A 20,888-nucleotide genomic window follows, 5' to 3' on the forward strand; every position below is an offset into this window, starting at 1 on the left:
CGATGACTTTCCATTCGATCTACGCTCACGGATTTGCGCGCGTGGCGGCCTGCGTCACCACCTCCCATGTCGCCGATCCCACGGCCAACGCGAAGGCCGTCCTGGCGGCGGCCGATGCCTGCCACGAGCAGTCGGTGGCGGTCGCCGTGTTTCCCGAGCTGTGCCTGTCCGGCTATGCGATCGAAGATCTGGTGAAGCAGGATCCGCTGCTCGACGCGGTCGAGCGCGGGCTCGCCGCGATCGTTGAGGGATCCGCGGGGCTGCTGACGGTCCTGATCGTCGGGGCGCCGCTGCGCTTTGGTCATCGCATCTACAACTGCGCCGTCGTCATTCATCGCGGCAACGTCCTCGGCGTGGTGCCGAAGTCTTACCTGCCGACCTACCGCGAGTTCTACGAGGGACGGCATTTCGCCTCCGGCGCCGGCATCGTCGGCGAAACGATCGCGTTCGGCGGCCTGCATGCGCCGTTCGGCGTGGATCTCCTGTTCGCGGCCGAGGACGTTCCGGGCCTCGCCATTGGCGTCGAGATCTGCGAGGACATGTGGATCCCGGTGACGCCGGCCTCCGAGCTCGCGCTCGCGGGTGCGAGTGTTCTGATCAATCTTTCGGGGAGCCCGATCACGATCGGCCGTGCGCGCTCGCGCGCGCTGCTGTGCCAATCGACGTCGGCGCGCTGTCTCGCGGCCTACGTCTATGCGGCCGCCGGGGCAGGGGAATCGACCACGGATCTCGCCTGGGACGGCCAGACCTCGATCTACGAGAACGGGGTGCTGCTGGCCGAGGGCGAGCGGTTCCGCCAGGGCGGGCAGATCACGCTGGCCGACGTCGATCTCGACCTGCTCAGGCAGGAACGCGCGCTGATGGGAACGTTCGACGACAACCGACGACAGCGCGAGGCCTTTTACCGCAAGGTGACATTCGCGCTGAAGCCGCCAGCCGCCGACATCGGCTTCCTGCGCAAGGTCGAGCGCTTTCCGTTCGTGCCGAGCGACGAGAGCCTGCTCGAGCAGGATTGCTACGAGGCCTACAACATCCAGGTCGCCGGCCTCGTGCAGCGCATGCGCGCGACGGGCACCAAGCGCGTCGTGATCGGCGTATCCGGTGGCCTCGATTCCACCCATGCATTGATCGTCGCCGCCAAGGCGGTCGACCTGCTCGGTCTGCCGCGCGATAACGTCCTGGCCTACACCATGCCGGGCTTCGCCACCGGCAGCGAGAGCAAGAGCCATGCGCTGGCGCTGATGCAGGCGTTGCGGACGAGCTGGCAGGAGCTCGACATCCGCACCACCGCAACCCAGATGCTGAAAGACATCGGCCATCCCTTCGGCAAGGGCGAGAAGGTCTACGATGTCACCTTCGAGAACGTGCAGGCGGGCCTTCGCACGGATTATTTGTTCCGGCTCGCCAACCATCACGGCGGCATCGTCATCGGAACCGGCGATCTCTCCGAGCTCGCGCTCGGCTGGTGCACCTATGGTGTCGGCGACCAGATGGCGCACTACAACGTCAATGCCGGCGTGCCGAAGACGCTGATCCAGCATCTGATCCGCTGGGTGATCTCATCCAAGCAGTTCAGCGACGACGTCAACCGGACGCTTGGCTCGATCCTGGCCGCCGAAATCTCGCCCGAGCTGGTGCCGGTGCAGCCCGGCGAGAAGCCGCAGAGCACTGAAGCGTCCGTCGGGCCCTACGAGCTCCAGGACTTCAATCTGTTCTACACGCTGCGCTTCGGCATGCGGCCATCCAAGATCGCCTTCATGGCGCTCCAGGCGTGGAAGGACGTTGCCCGGGGCGAGTGGCCGCCGGCGTTTCCGGGTGATCGGCGCAAGGCCTATGACCTCAAGGAGATCCGCCGCTGGCTGGAAGTGTTCCTGCGTCGCTTCTTCGCCTTCAGCCAGTTCAAGCGTTCGGCCATGCCGAATGGGCCGAAGGTCTCGGCCGGCGGCTCACTGTCGCCGCGCGGCGACTGGCGCGCACCGTCGGATTCGAGTGCGGCCGCCTGGCTCGAGGATCTCGAACGCAACGTGCCGAACTGATCGGCGCGGCGGATCGGCATTGTTGGGGAGACGATCTGATGTCGGCCGGGGATGGGGTGGAAACGGGTGAGGGGGCCAAGGTCACGAACGGCCTCTACATCTTCGACATCGAGATGCGCGACGGCAAGCGTGGGCAGGCAAGGGGCGTCGTCGTGCTCTGCGACGGTCGCATCATGGGCGGCGACAGCTATTTCTACTACACCGGCAGCTACACGTTCCGGAACGGCAAGTGGCGGGGCGACATGACCGTCAACCAGCACACCGAAGCGATAGGCAGGACGCTCGCGTTCGGCGGCAGGGAGGTCACCTGCGGCTTTTCCGGCGATTATTTTCCCGGCGGCGCGGACGTCGAAGGCATGGCACTGGTCGGCAAGACCAGCGTGACGTTCAGGGCGCGACTGACGCTCAAGAATGCGATGTGAGCGCGAGCCGATCTGCTCACTTGAAGGGCTACGTTCCCGCTCGGGAGCCTTCGCACGGACGATTCCCTCACGGGTGCGACTACATCGGCTCCCGCCCGAAATAGTTTCGATCGAGGACGATGGTTGAACGACAACGCGCCGCCCGGCTGAATCAGCCGGACGGCGCGCTTGCGTTCGATGTCGAAAGTTTCGAGGTCCGGAGTGCCTAGGAGTCCGGACCCCGTCACCTTGCCCCAGCCTTCAATCTCCCGCCCCATGTGGTCCCCCAACCCCATGTTGCGCGATCAGAGGGTGATGCCCGTGGAAGTCGCCGCCGATCGATGTCCCGCGATGTACGCGATGGTCGGTTGGGATTCCATTCCGGATCACTACGGACATGGATACCGCTTGCCATGTGTTGCTTCTGCATCGGCTGCGATCGTGTTGCCTGATCCGCGCCGTGTGGTCGGCAGGATGTCCACACCTCATCGATACGTCGCAATTCGCATTTCACGGGCCTGTCATTGAACTGGTCTAGCGCTGCTCCGTCATCGCTGACGGCCAAGGAGCAAGCCATGTCGAAGCCGGTGTTGGGCGCCGCATTGTCCATCAAATCGATCCCCGCGCATCGCGATTGGCTTCTCGAGCGGCAGCGCGATCTCGAGATCCAGGACTTCTTTCGCGCCGATCTGCTCGATAGCGACTGGCGCGCAACCGCCGGCGAGATCAAGCAGATGCTCGCCGGTCACACCGGCCGGCTTGGTATCCACGGCCCGTTCTGGGGCTTCAAGATCGACAGTCATGATCCGATGATCCGCCAGGCGGTGACCAAGCGCCTGCTGCAGGGGCTGGATGCCGCCGAGTTCCTCGGCGCAACGCAGATGGTGATCCATTCGCCGTTCACGACCTGGGACCACAACAATCTCGATCTCTATCCGGACAATCGCGGCAATCTCGTCGAACGCGTCAAGGCGACGCTCGCCGAGGTGATCGCGCGCGCCGAAACCATCGGCTGCGAGATCGTCATCGAGAACATCGAGGACAAGGATCCGCGCGACCGCTTGCGTCTCGCCAAGGCGCTCGAAAGCAGCAGGGTCCGGGTCTCGCTCGACACCGGGCACGCCAACTACGCCCACATCTCCACCGGCGCGCCGCCGGTCGACTACTATGTCGAGACCGCCGGCGACATGCTGACGCATGTGCACCTCCAGGACACCGATGGCTTCGCCGACCGGCACTGGGCACCGGGCGAAGGCAATATCCCGTGGGTCGCCGTGTTCCGGGCACTTGGCCGGCTGACTTCAAATCCCAGGCTGATCCTCGAACTCCGCAACCACGACGACGTCCGCGCCGGTGCAGCCCATCTCGCCGCGCTCGGGCTCGCCGAATAACCGACATCCCAAAAAGGGCAGGGTCACCATCATGAGCAAGCTCACCCGTCGCACCATCCTGAAATCCGGCGGCGCTGCCGCAAGCACGCTGCTGCTCCCGCGTTTTGCGATCGCGCAAGGCGACGACCGTCCGTCGGTCACGATCGCCGTGCAGAAGGTCACCAACTCGAACGTGCTCGACGTGCTGCGCGAGCAGTCCAATGTCGGCGAGCGCGTCTTCTTCTCCTCGATCTGGGAAGGCCTGATCTCGAAGAATTGGCGCGGCAGCCTCGAAGCCGTGCCCGGCCTTGCCACTGAATGGCGCCGCATCGACGACCAGACCGTCGAGGTGAAGCTGCGCCAGGGCGTCAAGTTCCACAATGGCGACGAGTTGACGGCAGAAGACGTCGTCTTCACCTTCAGCCGCCAGCGCATGTTCGGCGAGACCGAGGCCAAGAACCGTTCCACCATCAAGGCCTTCGAGAAGATCCCGACGCCGCGGCCGGGCAAGGAGCTGCCGCCTGACGTGCCGGCCGTCGCGCGCCGGATCTGGCCCGACCTCGTGCGTGTCGATGCGGTCGACAAATACACCGTGCGCTTCTACAACGCGACGCCCGACGTCACCATCGAGGGCCGGCTGTCGCGCTACGGCTCCGACATCATGAACCGCCGCGCCTGGGAGGAGTCTGCGAGCTATCTCGACTGGGCGCGCAAGCCTGTTACCACCGGACCCTACAAGGTCATCGAGCTCAAGCCCGACGTCTCGCTGACGCTCGAAGCCCACGATGAATATTGGGGCGGCCGTCCGCCGCTCAAGCGCATTCGCTTCCTCGAAGTCCCTGAGGTCGCGAGCCGTATCAATGGCCTGCTGTCGGGCGAATACCAGTTCGCCTGCGACATTCCGCCGGACCAGATCGCCGGCATCGAGAAGAACGCCGCATTCGAAGTGCAGGGCGGCACCATCCTCAATCACCGCCTGACGGTGTTTGACAAGAACCACGCACAGCTCGCCAATCCGCTCGTCAGGCGCGCCTTCACCCATGCGATCGACCGCCAGGCCATCGTCGACAGCCTCTGGGCCGGCCGCACCCGCGTGCCGAAGGGTCTTCAGTGGGAATTCTACGGCGACATGTTCAACGCCGATTGGAGCGTGCCGGCCTACGATCCGAAGCTCGCGCAGGATCTCTTGAAGCAGGCCAACTACAAGGGCGATCCGATTCCCTACCGCCTGCTCAACAATTACTACACCAACCAGGTCGCGACCGCGCAGATCCTGGTCGAGATGTGGAAGTCGGTCGGCCTCAACGTCCAGATCGAGACCAAGGAGAACTGGTCGCAGATCATGGAGCGCGGGCCCACGCGCGCCGTGCGCGACTGGTCGAACTCGGCCGCATTCAACGATCCGGTGTCCTCGCTGGTCGCCCAGCACGGGCCGAACGGCCAGCAGCAGCAGATCGGTGAATGGACCAATGTCGAGCTGAACAAGCTTTCGGAATTCCTGGAGACCTCGACCGACCGCGCGGCCCGCAAGAAGGCGTTCCGCCGCATGCTGGAGATCGCCGAGCGCGAAGACCCCGCCTACACGGTGCTGCACCAGAATGCGACCTTCACCGCCAAGCCGAAATCGATCAAGTGGAAGGCATCTCCCGCCTTCGCGATGGATTTCCGCGCCGGCAATTTCGAGGCCTGACGTGCCGCAGCTGGTCAGCATCGAGGGCCTGAGCGTCGCCTTCAATGGGGTGCCGGTCCTGCGCGGCGTCGATCTGGCCTTGCAGAAGGGCGAGGCCCTCGGCCTCGTCGGCGAGTCCGGGTCGGGCAAGTCGGTCACATGGCTAGCCGCGCTCGGCCTGCTGCCGCGGCATGCGCAGGTCTCCGGCTCGGTGCGGCTGGATGGTCGCGAGATCCTCGGCGCGCCGGCGCCCGAGCTCGACCAGGTCCGGGGCGGGCGGATCGCCATGATCTTCCAGGATCCGGCGAGCGCGCTCAACCCGGTGCTGACGATCCGCAAGCAACTCTGCGAGGCACTGGCACTGCATCGTGATCTCCAAGGCAATGCCGTGAAGGCGGAAGCGCGGCGGCTGCTCGATCTCGTCGGCATTCCCGATGCGACGCGGCGGCTCGAAGCCTACCCGCACGAATTCTCCGGCGGCCAGATCCAGCGCATCATGATCGCGATGGCGCTCGCCGGAAATCCCGATCTCCTGATCGCGGACGAGCCGACCACCGCTCTCGACGCCACCATCCAGGCCCAGATCCTGGAGCTGCTCTCGACGGTTCGCCGCGAGCTCGGCATGGCGATGGTGCTGATCAGCCACGATCTCGGCGTTGTCGCCGAGAACTGCGACCGCGTCGCTGTGATGTATGCCGGCCGCATCGTCGAGGAAGCCCAGAGCAACCAGCTCTTCGCCGATCCCCTGCATCCCTATGCGCAAGGGCTCATCGGCGCGCTCCCGCCGCTCGACGGACCGCGGCGGTGTCTCACCGCGATTCCCGGGACTGTGCCCGATCCGGCGCACATGCCGAGCGGTTGCGCCTTCGCGCCGCGCTGCACGCTGGCGGCCGAACCGTGCGGCCTCTCCGCTCCGAGCCTGGCGCCGATCGCGGACGGCCGCGCCGTGGCCTGCATCCGCGCCGAGGCGTCGCGCCGCGCGCTGCTTGGGATCGCGGCCGAATGAGTCCGCCGCTCGTCGAGGCGTCCGCGATCTCGCGCAGCTATGCGATGCGCGCCGGAATGTTCGGCCGCAGCACGGCCGTTCATGCGGTCGACGGCGTGTCGCTCGCGATTGCCAAGGGCGAGACGCTGGGTCTCGTCGGCGAGTCCGGCTCGGGCAAATCGACCACGGGTCGCATCGTGCTCGGCCTCGAGCCGCCTGATCGCGGCGAAGTGCGCTTCCAGGGCAAGCCGATGGCTGCTCCCGGGACGGCCGCCTGGCGCGCACAGCGTGCACGCATGCAGATGATCTTCCAGGATCCGCTCGGCGCGCTGGACCGGCGTTTGCCGGTCGGCACCCAGATTCGCGAGCCACTGGACATTCACGGCGTCGGCACGCCGGCCGAGCGCGAGGAGCGCGTCCGGGAGCTGCTGCGCGCCGTCGAGCTGACGCCGGCGCACGGTACGCGCTATCCCGGCGCGCTGTCCGGCGGGCAGCGCCAGCGGATCGTGCTGGCGCGGGCGCTGGCGACCAAGCCGGATTTCCTGATCTGCGACGAGCCGGTCAGCGCGCTCGACGTCTCGATCCAGGCGCAGGTGGTGAATTTGCTCGCCGATCTGCAGGCGCAGCTGTCGCTGACATTGCTGTTCATCAGCCACGACCTGCGCGTCGTCAGGCAGATCAGCAATGTCGTTGCCGTCATGTATCTCGGCCGCATCGTCGAGATCGGCAGCGCCGACGACCTGTTCGCGCGGCCCGAGCATCCCTACACCCAGGCGCTGGTCTCCGCCTCGCCCGCGCCGGGTCGCCGCAGCGCCGGCCGCATCGTCCTGTCGGGCGATCCGCCGAACCCGGCCGCGCGTCCGCAAGGCTGCGCCTTCCACCCGCGCTGTCCGCGCGCCGTCGCGCGCTGTGCGAGCGAGGTGCCGATACTCGCGGCCGTCGGCGGCAACAGGCAGGTCGCCTGCCATCTCGTCACGGGCGCCGCGACGCGGGACGCGGCGTGATGGGACGCTATTTCGCCATTCGGATCGGACGTGCTGCGCTGACGATCGTGCTTGTCGTCACCTTCGCCTTCGTCGTGCTTCGCCTCTCCGGCGATCCCGCGCTGATGATCCTGGGACCGGAGGCGCCGCCGGAGGTGCTCGCGGCGTTTCGCAAGGCCTGGGGCCTCGACGATCCCATCTGGTTTCAGTATCTCGACTATTTCGGCGCCATCGCCAAGGGCGAGCTCGGCCGCTCCATGCGCGACGGACGGCCCGCGATCGAGCTCGTGCTGGAGCGGATTCCGGCGACGCTGGCGCTGACCCTGCCGGCCTTCGCCTTCAAGATCGCGCTCGGCATTCCCGCCGGCATCTACGCCGCGCTGCATCGCGGCTCGGCGATCGACCGCGCCGTGATGATGACGGCGGTGGCCGGCTTCACCGTGCCGAGCTTCGTGCTCGCGCTGCTGCTGGTGCTCGTCTTCGCCGTGCAGCTCGGCTGGCTGCCGTCCGGCGGGCAGGACAGCTGGCGCCACGCCATCCTGCCGATCGCAACGCTGAGCCTCGGCGGCGCCGCCGTGCTGGCGCGCTTTACCCGCAGCGCCATGCTGGAAGTGCTGGGCCAGCCCTATATCCGCACCGCCTCGGCCAAGGGCGTGCCGTGGCGCAAGGTGGTGACGTCGCATGCGCTGCCGAATGCGGCGATCCCGACAGTGACCATTCTCGGCTTCATGGTGGGAACGCTGATTGCAGGCGCAGTCGTGGTCGAGAGCGTGTTTTCCTGGCCGGGCGTCGGGCGTCTGCTCGTCGTCGCCGTCGCCAACCGCGACCTTGCCGTCGTGCAATGCATCCTTCTGCTCGTCGCGATGACCATGGTGACGTCCAACCTGATCGTCGACTTCCTCTACGGCTTCCTCGACCCGCGGCTGCGCGCGAAAGAAGGCCACGCATGACCGACGCGACGCTGAAGGACACCGAAGCGTTTTCAAGCGAAGTGGATACCGGTTCGCGGAAAGAAAACGCGTCAAAACTAGAATCTAGAGCCCCGTTCCGATTTCATCGGAACGGAGGGGGCTCTGGCGTTCGTCGCCGTATCAGCCTGCCGGCAATTCCGGTCTCGGTCGCGCTCGCGGCCGCCTGGATCATCGCGATGCTGCTGATCGCGGCGTTCGCGGAGAAGATCGCGCCGTACGGCTTCACCCAGCTCGACCTGCGCAACCGGCTGGCGGCGCCCGGCAATGCCGCACACTGGCTGGGCACCGATGAGCTCGGCCGGGATGTGCTGTCGCGGCTTCTCGTTTCCATCCGCATCTCGCTGCTGATCGCCTTCGGCGCCACCGCGATCTCGGCGATCGTCGGCACCACGCTGGGCTTCCTCGCCGCACATTTCCGTGGGGCCGTGGAGCAGCTGGTGCTGATGCTATCCGACTTCCAGGCCAGCATGCCGTTCCTGATCATGGCGCTGGCGGTGCTCGCCTTCTTCGGCAATTCGCTGCCGCTCTTGATCGGCCTGATGGGCCTGTTCGGCTGGGAGCGCTATGCCCGCATCGCGCGCGGCCTCGCCATCTCGGCCAATGCGCAAGGCTACGCCGCCGCCGTCAGGCAGCTCGGCGCAACGCCCTCGCGGATCTACCTCCGGCACATCCTGCCCAACATCGCCTCGACCCTGATCGTCTCGACCACGCTGGTCTTCCCCGAGGTCATCCTGATGGAATCCGGGCTGTCCTTCCTCGGCCTGGGCGTTCAGCCGCCGATGACCAGCCTCGGCAACATGGTCGGCTACGGCCGCGAATATCTCACCCGGGCGCCCTGGATCATGCTGGCGCCGGCCACCACCATCGTCGTCACCACGCTGGCGGTTTCCGTCATCGGCGACTGGCTGCGCGACCGGCTCGATCCGACGCTGCAATAGCCCGCTGATCTCGTGTCCCGGACGCGCGGAGCGCGAGCCGGGACCAGAAGGCCACAGCACTCGCTGCCACATGGGCCCCGGCTCTGCAGCGCACCGTCAAAGAGACGCTGCGCTGCGTCCGGGGCACGTGAGGGACCCCGCGCCGGGAGCAGGGGAGCCCTGTCATGTCCAAGTTCCCGTTGCGCGCGCCCAGCCCGTGCGCTATCCGGCCGGAAAGGCCTGAGGCGGCTTCCATATTTTCCCGCCCGGCCGCCAAACCCGAGGACGGAAACCGCCATGCCAGCCTATCGCTCCCGCACCACCACCCACGGCCGTAACATGGCGGGCGCCCGCGGCCTCTGGCGCGCGACGGGCATGAAGGATGCCGATTTCGGCAAGCCGATCATTGCGGTCGTCAACTCCTTCACCCAGTTCGTGCCGGGCCACGTTCATCTGAAGGATCTCGGCCAGCTGGTGGCGCGCGAGATCGAGCAAGCCGGCGGCGTCGCGAAAGAGTTCAACACCATCGCGGTCGACGACGGCATCGCCATGGGCCATGACGGCATGCTCTACAGTCTGCCGTCGCGCGAGCTGATCGCCGACAGCGTCGAGTACATGGCCAACGCCCATTGCGCCGACGGCCTCGTCTGCATTTCCAACTGCGACAAGATCACGCCCGGCATGCTGATGGCGGCGCTGCGGCTCAACATCCCCGCCGTGTTCGTTTCGGGCGGACCGATGGAGGCCGGCAAGGTCAAGCTCCAGGGCAAGACCAAGGCCGTCGACCTCATCGACGCCATGGTCGCGGCCGCCGACAGCAAGGTGAGCGACGACGACGTCAAGGTGATCGAGCGCTCGGCATGCCCGACCTGCGGCTCGTGCTCGGGCATGTTCACCGCCAACTCCATGAACTGCCTGACGGAAGCGCTTGGGCTTGCGCTGCCCGGCAACGGCTCGGTCGTCGCAACCCATGCCGACCGCAAGCGCCTGTTCGTCGAGGCCGGACACACCATCGTCGATCTCGTCCGCCGCTGCTACGAGCAGGACGATGCGTCGGTGCTCCCACGCAACATCGCCAACTTCAAGGCCTTCGAGAACGCGATGACGCTCGACATCGCGATGGGCGGCTCGACCAACACCGTGCTGCACCTGCTTGCCGCGGCCCATGAAGGGCAGGTGGAGTTCACCATGCGCGACATCGACCGTCTGTCGCGCCGTGTGCCCGTGCTCTGCAAGGTCGCGCCGTCAGTGGCCGACGTGCACGTCGAGGACGTGCACCGCGCCGGCGGCATCATGGGCATTCTGGGCGAGCTCGACCGCGCGGGCCTGATCGACACCTCGGTCTCGACCGTGCATGCGCCGACGATGGCGGACGCGCTGGAGCGCTGGGACATCAAGCGCAGCAAGAGCGAGGCCGTGCGCACCTTCTACCGCGCCTCGCCCGGCGGCATCCCGACCCAGGTCGCCTTCAGCCAGGAGCGGCGCTACGACGAGCTCGATGCCGACCGCGAGAAGGGCGTCGTGCGCGATCTCGCGCACGCGTTCAGCAAGGACGGCGGCCTCGCCGTGCTCTACGGCAACCTCGCGCAGGACGGCTGCATCGTGAAGACCGCCGGCGTCGACGCCTCGATCCTGAAATTCTCCGGCCCCGCGCGCGTGTTCGAAAGCCAGGACGCAGCGGTCGAGGGCATTCTGGGCGGCAAGGTCGTCGCGGGTGAGGTCGTGGTCATCATCTATGAAGGCCCGCGCGGCGGCCCCGGCATGCAGGAGATGCTGTATCCGACCAGCTATCTGAAATCGATGGGCCTCGGAAAGGCTTGCGCGCTCGTCACGGACGGCCGCTTCTCCGGCGGCTCGTCCGGCCTGTCGATCGGCCATCTGTCGCCGGAAGCCGCGGAGGGCGGCAACATCGGTCTCGTGCGCACCGGCGACATTATCGCCATCGACATTCCGAACCGCAGCATCAGCCTCGAGGTTTCCGACGAGGAACTCGCCAAGCGCCGCGCAGCGGAGGAGGCGAAGGGCGATGCCGCCTGGCAACCGCAGAGCCGCAAGCGCAACGTCTCGACCGCGCTGCAGGCTTACGCCGCGCTCACCACCAGCGCCGCGCGCGGCGCGGTGCGCGAGGTGAAGCGGCGCTCGAGGTGAGCGCCGGATCGGCGCTCCCTAGGCTGGATGCAACCTCCAAAGCGCGATGCAATGAGGATGAATCGTCGTCGCACTTTTAGGTTGTTGCTAAAGACACGGCCCCCGCGTTCTGGGGCTTGGGCATTCGGGGTGAATGCGGGGGCCGTTTGCGAAGTGGGCGCCTGACGCGGGCTTCCGCCGCCAGGCACTATCAATCTAATATATTATTTCAGACCATTCCACTATATTTAATTTTATTTATTCCTATTTTATTTATGATTTGACTGTGCGATCCTGAAAAATCATCGAAGTCCATTTTTCGATCCGGCAGAGCCGAGTCACCGTAGCCAATTGCGGCCGCAACTGCCCGGATTGCCAGTGGCGGAGCAAGTCATGAGTCCCTCTCCATCGCTCGTACCGCAAGTTACGACAGACCGGGACGTGTATCTCGTGCTCGATGATTTCGGCCGGCGGCTCGGCCGTGCCTGGTGCGAAACTGCCGAGGAGGATGCCAATCGCGCGACCCTGCTCAGACATCTCGTGGAGGGGCAATACCTCCATCCCGCGCGCATCGTCGCCTTCAACACCGCGGAGGGGTGGTCACGTGATGCCACCGCGGAGATTGCAGACGAGCTGCGGCGCCGCTTTGTCGAATTCAACGAAACGGATCCCTCGCTGCTGGAGTTCCTGGAAAGGGCGGCGAGGCACTGAAGCAGGCTCGCTCCGAGGCGAATGAACGCTTCGCAACGGCGCCCGGGCGGAATGAAGTCGTGCACAGCAACGATCGCTGATGCAGCACGCGCCGCATCAGGGCGCATGCACATCGTGCGCGTTAACGCGCCTGGTCAATGAGTCCTTACCGGCCGGCTGCAAATGGCTGCTCTCGTTAAGGATGCCTCCACGAACTTCGGCAGGCCATGATCTTGCGGCGTATACTGCTGCCACCTTCGCAAATTCGTTTCGGGCAACTGGGGCACCACCACAATGTCTCGTACTCTCGCTGTCGTTTTCTCAACGGCCGTCGCCGCGATTTCCATGACGGGCGCTGCCTCCGCCGGCTGCTACAATTGCTACGCACCGCCGCCGTGCACGACCTGCTACCAGCAGCAATACGTTCCGCCGCAATACCGCACTGTCGACGAGACCGTCATGGTCTCGCCGGGCTCCGTGGTCGCGCATCGCACGCCGGCGCAATACCGCACCGTGATGGTGCCGCGGACCGTGATGGTGGCGCCGCCGAGCGTCCAGTACGAGCGCATCCCCCCGCAATACGCCACGCGCCAGCGCGTCGAGATGGTTTCGCCGGGCTATTCCTATTACGCGCCGGTGCAGATGGGCTGCGCGTCCTGCGGCTACTGAGCCGACGCAACGACGAAGATTGGACGCGGCGCTTTCCAGGGCGCCGCGTTTTCCTTTGCGCACCGCATAAGGCAAGGCGGTGGTGGGGCAGGGGCGTTAGCACGGTTCGAGACCTGCCAAGAGCGGGGGAAGCAGGTCGACGAACTGACTCGCGCGGCGCTGCTCGAGATGGCCGCGAGCTATCGGCACGAGGTTGAGAAGCGATCGCCCCCGCGAAACTGACGGTCTCTTGCCTTCCGACACCTGCGACGGGCCGTAGCTCGTGCGCGTTGTTGAACCCAAGCGATTGACCATTTGACTCCGGACGGCGCTCCGCCTTGATCGCGTCATGCGAGCTCAAGGATTTGCGTTCGCCAGATGCGCGACACGGTGTCCGCAGTGTTCCGGCTTACTGCGCCGACTATCGGTGTAGCCACAGCGCGGCACTTGGTGCCGACTGCCGGCCGCACGACATGCGGCTATCGGATATCGCGTCGCGCTTCGTCTGTCGTGCTTGTGGCAGGCGGGGCGCCGAGGCCAGACCTGGCTTCGACACAGGCCGCAGACCGCCATTGACGGGGTATCGAAATACTATCTGAGTGTTTGGTACGGTGGTGCACCTTCCATGTGAGGAACGGTAGCGGCGACAAGCGAGTTGTCACAGCGCCGGTCGCCCCGTTAGCCGGCAAATGCGGCCCCGGCCTCAAGCCCCCCCCCCAATTGCCCAGCCGGGGCCGCTCTCGTCGAACAGGAGTGCAGAGCCGCGCTTTGTTGGTCCGCTCCCGTACGATGCCCCCCGATGTGATTTGCGATGCAGCGAATTCTTTCTAAACCTCATGCCGCCGGGGCTGGAACATACTTCACGAATTTATACTCCTCCGGTCAAAGGCCGCAGCGGCGTTCGCTGCGGCCTTTCGCCTAACATGGAGCGCAGGATGAAAAGCGAAACTTGCTTGATTGTTCGTACCCCTCCCGGTCGGCAACTGGATTTGTTGCGCGGGGAAGCGTCTCGTGTCGCAAAAGCAAACGAGGTGAATTGGTATGCCGACCGCGCCGACATCGGCACGCGTTTTTGTTTTGACAATGACAGAGCGAAAAAGGCCTTCGCTCTAATCTGCGACGACATCGGCATTTCGTACCAAGACGGTTAGGGCGCTCCGGCATTGCGATCACACTGGACACCTGATGCCGAAACATGCAGGGCGAGGCAGCCGCGGCGGTTGACGACGCCATGCGAGCCGCCATAAACAAGCGAACCGACGACGTTGGGTGGCAAAGCGGTGGCAGAGTCGTCGAGACGTTCTCTGCAAAGCGACGAAAAGCCCAGCAATTTCAAGTCTCGGAAGGGTGGCCGAGTGGTTTAAGGCACCGGTCTTGAAAACCGGCGTGCCCGCAAGGGTACCGTGGGTTCGAATCCCACCCCTTCCGCCAATATATTGTTCACCGCTCCTCCAACCCGCGGCGGCCAAACCGTTGAATGCTCGGCTTTTTCGACGGGCGACCCGGGTTCTGCTGAAGTAGCTACGGTGAAAAGCTACCAATTAGCCCGCGGCGCGAGAGAAGCCTGAGAGCATGATACTTCGCATCCTTGGTCAGCTCGAGTTGCCTCGATGTCTGTCCCCGGTCCATCCTCTGCAATCACGCCAAGACAACGCAGCTGAAAAATGAGGCGCCCAGCAGCAGCGGCGCAGAATGCGGGCCAAAGCGCCGCCTCCGACGCTATCAGCCGCTAGGCCAGGGCAGTTCGCCGATCGTTGCCGTAACAACTTCCCAGATCGACACGACCTCGATACTCGGGAGGGCCACGTGATGGCGCCGGTGGAACTTGCGGGCGGGGTGGTCGTTGCTTGGCCACGGCAGCAGTTAGCGAGGAGTGCACGTGAACCGACGCCAACTTGTTCAAGGGTCGGCGGTGCTGCCGGCGTTGCTGCTCGCCTCGCCAAGCGGTTTCGGCGCTTCGTCGGATGGCGCGTTTGGGCCGTCCACGGTGAGAGACCTGGCCCGTATGATCGGGGGCAAGCAGTTCGAGGCGCCGGACGAGAAGCTGCCGAGCGGCTTGAAGGATCTCGATTACGATCAGTACCGTTCCATCCGCTTCCTACCCGAGCGCGCGCTCTGGCGCGGCAAGAATCTTCCGTTCGAAACGCAGTTCTTCCATCGCGGCTTCTTCTACAAAAACCGGGTGACCATATTCGAGGTCGCGGACGGAAAGGCCACCGAACTCAAGTACCGCAAGGAGGACTTTTCCTTCGGCGAGAAGGTCCCGGCGTTTGAAGAGGCCGACCTCGGCTTCGCCGGCTTCCGCATACACGCGCCGATGAACCGCGCGGACTATTACGACGAGGTGTGCGTCTTCCTGGGCGCAAGCTACTTCCGCGCTGTCGCCAAGGGGCAGACGTACGGGCTTTCCGCCCGGGGACTTTCGATCGATACGGGGGAAGCCAAGGGCGAGGAATTTCCGCTCTTCAAGTCCTTCTGGCTCGAGCGGCCTGCGCCCGGCGCGACCTCGCTGGTGATCCACGCTCTGCTCGACAGCAAAAGCTGCGCGGCGAGCTACCGATTCACGGTACGGCCGGGTGACACGACGGTCTTCGACGTCGAGATGTCGGTCTACCCGCGCGTCGAAATGCAGCGGGTCGGGTTCGCGCCCATGACCAGCATGTTCTTCTACGGCCCTAACGACCGCAACGACATCGACGATTTCCGCCCCTCCGTCCATGATTCCGACGGGCTCGCGATCTTCAACGGCAAGGGCGAAAGCCTCTGGAGGCCGCTCAGCAATCCCCGTGACCTCCAAATCAGCACCTTTCAGGACCTCAATCCGCGGGGGTTCGGCCTGATGCAGCGGGAGAGAAATTTCTTCGCTTACCAGGACATCGAATCCAGCTTCGAAAAGCGGCCCAGTCTCTGGATGGAGCCGATCGGAGACTGGGGCGAGGGCGGCGTCATGCTGTTCGAGATCCCGACCAAAGAGGAAGTCCACGACAACATCGCCGCGTTCTGGCGGCCCAAAAGCCTGCTGCAGGCCAAGGGCGAGCACAACTACACCTATCGGCTGCATTGGGGGCCGGACAGTCCCAAGCCGCATTCGCTGGCTCGCTTCACGCGAAGCGGAATAGGGGCGAGGGGCGAAGACGCCCGCCTCTTCGTCCTCGATCTGGTCGGCGACAACCTGAAGGGCATCGATCCGGCCGGCGTCAAAGGCGTCGTGACGGCGGAAAAGTCCGAGGTGAAGAACATCGTCACGCAGCCCAATCCCTACACCGGCGGTTGGCGGCTGAGCTTCCAGTGCCAGGTGAAAGGGGAGCCGATCGAGCTGCGGGCGTTTCTGACCGAGGGCGACAAGCCCTTGTCGGAAGTCTGGGTCTACCGATGGGCACCCTGAACACAGCTCCGAGGCCGATCGCCGGCGATATCGCGATCCAACGCCTATTGCCGCGCGAGTCGCCCCTTCCGATGGCTCCTGGCGACCTCGGAAAGAACCGGGTACCCGACCGCGTTCCAGCGCCGGTCGCCCCCGCGATGGCCTGGCGGCGCGGCCTCGTCCTTCTCTCGACGGCGGCGCTCACGGGAGCGGGTGGCTATGAGATGTATCGTGTGCTGCAGGTCGGCGGCGTCACCGTCCTCGAAGCCATGGTGCTGGCGCTCTTCCTGGTCCTGCTCGCTTGGGTGGCTTTCTCGTTCGCCTCCGCGTTGGCCGGCTTCTTCGTGCTGCTGGCCCATCGTCCGGGCACCTTCGCGCCAGAGGCAGAACTGCCCACGATCGCAAGCCGCACCGCAATGCTGCTTCCCACCTACAACGAAAACCCGCATCAATTGACGGCGCGGCTTCGTGCGATCGTCGAATCCTTAGAGGCGACCTCGCAAGGGGAGCTATTCGATTGGTTCGTCCTGAGCGACAGCACCGATCCGGACATCTGGGTCGCCGAAGAAAAAGCGGTCCTCGCGCTGCGACAAGCCGTGGGAACGCGGCTGTATTATCGTCACCGAGCGGAGAATACGGCTCGGAAAGCCGGCAATATCTCCGAGTGGGTCACGCGTTTCGGCGGCATCTACGACTTCATAATCGTGCTCGACGCCGACAGTCTCATGAGCGGTCAAACCATCGTCCGATTGGTCCATGCTATCGAGACCAATCCGACCGCCGGGCTCGTCCAGACTCTCCCCATGATCGTCAATGCGCGAACTCTGTTCAGCCGCGTCCAGCAATTCGCGGGCCGTCTGTACGGACCAATGATCGCGGCCGGCGTCGCCTGGTGGCACGGCTCCGAAGGCAACTACTGGGGCCACAACGCGATCATCCGGGTGAAGGCGTTCGCGCAAGCGGCTGCACTGCCGCAGATTCGCGGGCGCAAGCCGTTCGGCGGGCACATCCTGAGCCATGATTTCGTCGAGGCTGCACTGATGCGGCGGGCCGGGTGGGGCATCTACATGCTGCCGATGCTTGGCGGAAGCTACGAAGAGGTGCCACCTTCCCTGCTTGATTTCGCGGCGCGCGATCGACGCTGGTGTCAGGGCAATCTTCAGCATCTCGCTGTGGTCCCCGCGCGGGGGCTCCACTGGGTCTCCCGGCTGCATTTCATGGTGGGCATCGGGGCATATCTGACAGCACCGCTGTGGCTGCTATTCCTGCTGCTGGGGATGCTGATCTCGCTGCAGGCGCGGTTCGTGCGTCCGGAGTATTTTCCGAAGGGTTTCGCGCTCTTTCCGACCTGGCCGGCCCAGGATCCCGTGCTCGCCCTCTGGGTGTTCGTCGCCACGATGGGATTGCTGCTTTTACCGAAGCTGCTCAGCCTAGTCTTGCTCTGGTTGCGGCGCTCGCTGGCACATCAATTCGGCGGCGCATTGCGTGCTTCGTCCGGAGTTCTCGCAGAGGTCGTCATATCCGCGTTGATGGCGCCCATAATGATGATCTTCCAGTCGATCGCGGTGATCGAGATTCTGGCCGGTCGCGACGCAGGCTGGCAGACGCAAAGGCGGGACGACGGTACGGTGGAGCGCCGCGAGCTCTATCGGAAATACGGCGTTCCAACATTGTGCGGCGTTGCGATGGCGGCAAGCGCGTACGCCGTTTCGCTGCCCCTTCTACTCTGGATGTCGCCGGTCATCGTCGGGCTGCTGTTCGCCGTACCTATAGGAGCTCTGACCGCAAGGCGCGCGTCCGTCGACTTGTTCGCCACCCCAGAAGAACTAGAGCCGCCTCCGCTCCTGCGTCGAGCGAACGAGTTGAGCGCGGCGGCAGACAAAGCGATCAAACCAGCCTTGGTGGAACTGCACGAAGACGCCGCACTCTTGGCATTCCACGTCGCGCAGCTAGCGCCTCCCCGCGCCGCCCGGCCCGGCACGGTCGACGCGAACCTGGTTGTTGGGGGTGCCAAGGTGGAGGCGAGCGAGACCTTCGAGGAGGCCGTCGAGCATCTCTCCACCAGAGAGGTCTTTTCAATCTTGAACAACGCTTCGGCGCTCGCGACCGTGTTGCACAAGTGATGAAGACCTGCCGGGGGGGGCCGACCCGCCTGAACTCCGGCGTGCGGGTGTGGATTGCGACCGGCCATACCGATATGCGTCGCGCCATGAACTCGCTGGGCTTGCTGGTGCAGGAAGCCTTCAAGCGAGACCCGCACGGGCCGAACCTACGGTGCACGACGGGTCTGGAGAGATCTTTTTGGCAGATGGCGTCGAATGCGGTCTGCACCGGATCGAGCGGCTATGCGCCAGCAGGCGTTGCGGGCGAGGCCGCGGCGCCGGCGTCTGCCAAAGGACGAAGGCGATCGCCAGGTAGCGAACGTGCTGGCAAACTTTCTGGACCCGACAATGTCTGGGACAATGCGGCGATGGAGAGCTTCTTCTCGTCGCTGAAGACCGAGCGCACCGAACGCAAAATCTATCGCACCAGAAACGAGGCCAGAGCAGATGTGTTCGACTACATCGAGCGGTTCTACAACGCCGTCCGTCGTCACTCGACGATCGGATACCTCAGTCCTGTTGAGTTCGAGCGCAAGTGGGATTAGCTTAACCGGGTGTCCATCAAACCGGCAGCAGCTCATTCCGAAAGTCTGAATAGGAGCCGCAGTCAAACGGTGCCCGACGCCTGCTTTAGTTTCGGCCGCAAGCAGGTCGGTCGCGGCTTAGCGCGACCATGGCCACGCGAACGACGGTTGCGGTTTTATAGCTTGCGGCCTGGCAATTGGCGCCGGCTTTGGCGCCTGGGCAGCATTGGCCGACTGCCGCGGACGCGGCAATGGTATTTCCGGCATGACCTTTGGCTTTTCTGGAATCGCGTTCGTAACTTCAGGCATCATCTCCTTCGGCGCTGATGCGATGGCCGTGACGCGGGCGAGTTGCTCCTGGTTTGCGTTGAGGCGATCGGTGAGCGTTTGACTTTCGCGTGCCATCTGGATCTGGATCCCTTTGAGCTCGTCGATGACACGGTTGTTACGTGCGAATTCTTCCTGGCTTGTCTTGAGTTGGCGCGCGACATTTTCATTGTCGTGGACCAATTTCTCTTGCGTCACCTTAAGTTGTTCGACTGCTTGCCTCAAGGCAGCGAGATCGCGCGTCATCGACTGGAGCTGCTGGGTCAAGTCGGAAGCCAGGGCGATTGCAGACGGCGATGTGTCTTTCGGCGCCGTAGCTTCTCCGGTGAGCCGCGTCAGAGGTGCTTGGTCCGAAGGGGCCGTCATCGGGGGATGAGCGGAGGACGACCACCACCACCAGGCAGCAAAGCATGCCGCCAACAGAGAGCAGACGAAAGCCACGTGGGGCTGTTTCGTCCATTGATGGTTTGTTGTCGGGGCGCGCGACGTCTCCATGGCCGGCGGGACCGAGGGACGGTCTTCCGCTTTACGCGCCAGGTGCGAAAGCTCTTCAGCGATCTGCCGTTCCGCGACGCTGTCGTCCCGCGTAGAAGCCATTTGGTGCTCCATATGAACCCCTTGACGACGGTGCTGAGCTTCGTTGTTTAGCACAGTTTTTCACCTCTGCGCTCGGGCCCGGCGTCGCGCGCGAAGGCGCCGTCGGCAAATGAGTCCGATCGCCGAAAGTTCGAGGCTGATCGAGGTAGGAAAATACGCCTAAACTGGCGCCGAAATCATTCGCGCTCGCCGGTCTCTCGCTCTCTTCAGGGCGCGTTGCTCGCGCAGTCTACGAAATTGATTGCCCACGGACGAAGACGCCGAGGTTCGAGTCAAGAAGCTCTTAGGTGCACATGCTGCTGTTGAGGTCTGGGTGGGGCCTCGCCGGGCCATCTCCGGTTAGTACGTGAGAACTCGGATAGTTTAATGAGCCACTCGTCGGCAGCAAAGGCGCGGTACCTTGGCTTGTAAATTCGATGTCCTTTCCGTCAGACGCTCGCCAATAGACCAGCACGCCGCGAACCACCGTGCGCGCATTTCGCCGAGGTGATCTTCAGCTGCCGACCGTCTGGATGCGTTGGCGTTCGACGTTTGCTTGGATGCATAGCGCGATCAATGCGGCACCGCGGCCGACGCGCAAATTACCGGGCGCAAGCTACTGTGTGTCGTTGTGTGGACGGCAGGCCCGCCAGGTTCACTCTGGCGGGCTTAGGTGACTAAGTTTCCCCCGGGCGTATGATGTGGCTTGGGCGGAGCTTGATTCGTCATGCTGGAAGCCATTCTCTTATTGCTGGGAATCGGGGCCGCAGCCCTTCTGCTGATCGCCTTCTGGGGATTGCAGCACCACGTATGACTGCGCCCCGTGGCCCGGCACTCCAAGGCCGCAAGTTCACGCAGTGGGCTGCTGCACGCGACTGTGATGACTGTTGAAAAACTCCGTGTGAAGTAGTTCACAAGCGGGAGGTATTCCTGAGCGTAGCGTGGGCGCTTCCACTGGAGGGAAGCGCAATGAAGTGGAACTTGGCGACCTACCGAACGCTCGCGCTTACCGCCGTTGTTCTAGTGGCGGCCGCGACCACTATTGCCATCGGTAATCCTAGTGGATTCCATGACCCAATGTTGGGATCCGATTGGCAATGCAGCCGGACCATGCTGGTCGTGACCACATGTGCACACTGAAGCGTTGATCAGAATAGCCGCAGACGCGAGCTCGGCAAAGGTCGTTCGAAAATCTCGG

Annotated in this window: 15 protein-coding genes, 1 tRNA gene and 1 pseudogene; 16 read left to right on the forward strand and 1 reads right to left on the reverse strand. The window is 64.4% G+C overall.

The genetic code is table 11. The features are described 5' to 3' along the window. Nucleotides 1-2 precede the first annotated feature (2 nt). From XH87_RS12900 to XH87_RS12975, 16 genes and pseudogenes are all read left to right on the forward strand, one after another. Complete coding sequence (locus XH87_RS12900) at nucleotides 3-2,036, forward strand: NAD(+) synthase (RefSeq protein WP_271587558.1); 2,034 nt, start codon at nucleotides 3-5, stop codon at nucleotides 2,034-2,036. 38 nt (nucleotides 2,037-2,074) lie between these two features. Continuing rightward, nucleotides 2,075-2,458 carry a GrlR family regulatory protein gene (locus XH87_RS12905; RefSeq protein WP_199762984.1) on the forward strand — a complete coding sequence of 128 codons (384 nt, stop codon included), beginning with the start codon at nucleotides 2,075-2,077 and terminating at the stop codon, nucleotides 2,456-2,458. 554 nt (nucleotides 2,459-3,012) lie between these two features. After that, nucleotides 3,013-3,828, forward strand: a complete 816-nt coding sequence (locus tag XH87_RS12910) for a sugar phosphate isomerase/epimerase family protein (RefSeq protein WP_271587559.1) — start codon at nucleotides 3,013-3,015, stop codon at nucleotides 3,826-3,828. Nucleotides 3,829-3,859: 31 nt separating this feature from the next. Then, nucleotides 3,860-5,497 (forward strand): ABC transporter substrate-binding protein, encoded by a 1,638-nt coding sequence (locus XH87_RS12915; protein ID WP_271587560.1) that lies wholly within the window; start codon nucleotides 3,860-3,862, stop codon nucleotides 5,495-5,497. Nucleotide 5,498: 1 nt separating this feature from the next. After that, on the forward strand, nucleotides 5,499-6,482 hold the full coding sequence (locus XH87_RS12920; protein ID WP_271587561.1) for an ABC transporter ATP-binding protein: 984 nt from the start codon (nucleotides 5,499-5,501) through the stop codon (nucleotides 6,480-6,482). Further along, nucleotides 6,479-7,465, forward strand: a complete 987-nt coding sequence (locus tag XH87_RS12925; protein WP_271587562.1) for an ABC transporter ATP-binding protein — start codon at nucleotides 6,479-6,481, stop codon at nucleotides 7,463-7,465. The genes XH87_RS12920 and XH87_RS12925 overlap by 4 nt, the downstream gene beginning before the upstream one ends. Next, complete coding sequence (locus tag XH87_RS12930; RefSeq protein ID WP_271587563.1) at nucleotides 7,465-8,394, forward strand: ABC transporter permease; 930 nt, start codon at nucleotides 7,465-7,467, stop codon at nucleotides 8,392-8,394. The genes XH87_RS12925 and XH87_RS12930 overlap by 1 nt, the downstream gene beginning before the upstream one ends. After that, a complete protein-coding gene (locus tag XH87_RS12935; RefSeq protein WP_271587564.1) occupies nucleotides 8,391-9,353 on the forward strand; it encodes an ABC transporter permease in 963 nt (320 codons plus the stop codon). The genes XH87_RS12930 and XH87_RS12935 overlap by 4 nt, the downstream gene beginning before the upstream one ends. Nucleotides 9,354-9,629: 276 nt before the next feature. Beyond that, complete coding sequence (gene ilvD, locus XH87_RS12940; RefSeq protein WP_271587565.1) at nucleotides 9,630-11,480, forward strand: dihydroxy-acid dehydratase; 1,851 nt, start codon at nucleotides 9,630-9,632, stop codon at nucleotides 11,478-11,480. A 420-nt stretch (nucleotides 11,481-11,900) separates the two neighbouring features. Continuing rightward, complete coding sequence (locus XH87_RS12945) at nucleotides 11,901-12,170, forward strand: hypothetical protein (RefSeq protein ID WP_271587566.1); 270 nt, start codon at nucleotides 11,901-11,903, stop codon at nucleotides 12,168-12,170. A 324-nt stretch (nucleotides 12,171-12,494) separates the two neighbouring features. After that, nucleotides 12,495-12,818 (forward strand): hypothetical protein, encoded by a 324-nt coding sequence (locus tag XH87_RS12950; protein WP_158669131.1) that lies wholly within the window; start codon nucleotides 12,495-12,497, stop codon nucleotides 12,816-12,818. Nucleotides 12,819-13,732: 914 nt separating this feature from the next. Then, nucleotides 13,733-13,948 carry a hypothetical protein gene (locus XH87_RS12955; protein ID WP_035712371.1) on the forward strand — a complete coding sequence of 72 codons (216 nt, stop codon included), beginning with the start codon at nucleotides 13,733-13,735 and terminating at the stop codon, nucleotides 13,946-13,948. 190 nt (nucleotides 13,949-14,138) lie between these two features. After that, nucleotides 14,139-14,228: transfer RNA gene (locus XH87_RS12960), tRNA-Ser, on the forward strand. Nucleotides 14,229-14,802: 574 nt separating this feature from the next. Next, entirely contained in the window at nucleotides 14,803-16,182 is a 1,380-nt protein-coding gene (locus tag XH87_RS12965; protein ID WP_433960362.1) for a glucan biosynthesis protein G, read from the forward strand. Beyond that, nucleotides 16,170-18,284, forward strand: coding sequence for a glucans biosynthesis glucosyltransferase MdoH (gene mdoH / locus XH87_RS12970; protein WP_271587567.1), 2,115 nt, complete (start codon nucleotides 16,170-16,172; stop codon nucleotides 18,282-18,284). The genes XH87_RS12965 and mdoH overlap by 13 nt, the downstream gene beginning before the upstream one ends. Before the next feature lie 141 nt (nucleotides 18,285-18,425). Then, nucleotides 18,426-18,808 (forward strand): annotated as a pseudogene (locus XH87_RS12975) (IS3 family transposase); the annotation flags it as partial. Nucleotides 18,809-18,925: 117 nt separating this feature from the next. Here the strand turns inward: XH87_RS12975 and XH87_RS12980 are convergent. Continuing rightward, entirely contained in the window at nucleotides 18,926-19,711 is a 786-nt protein-coding gene (locus XH87_RS12980; protein ID WP_271587568.1) for a hypothetical protein, read from the reverse strand. Between the last annotated feature and the right edge of the window lie 1,177 nt (nucleotides 19,712-20,888).

This window comes from Bradyrhizobium sp. CCBAU 53415 (assembly GCF_028128735.1).
Taxonomy (GTDB): domain Bacteria; phylum Pseudomonadota; class Alphaproteobacteria; order Rhizobiales; family Xanthobacteraceae; genus Bradyrhizobium.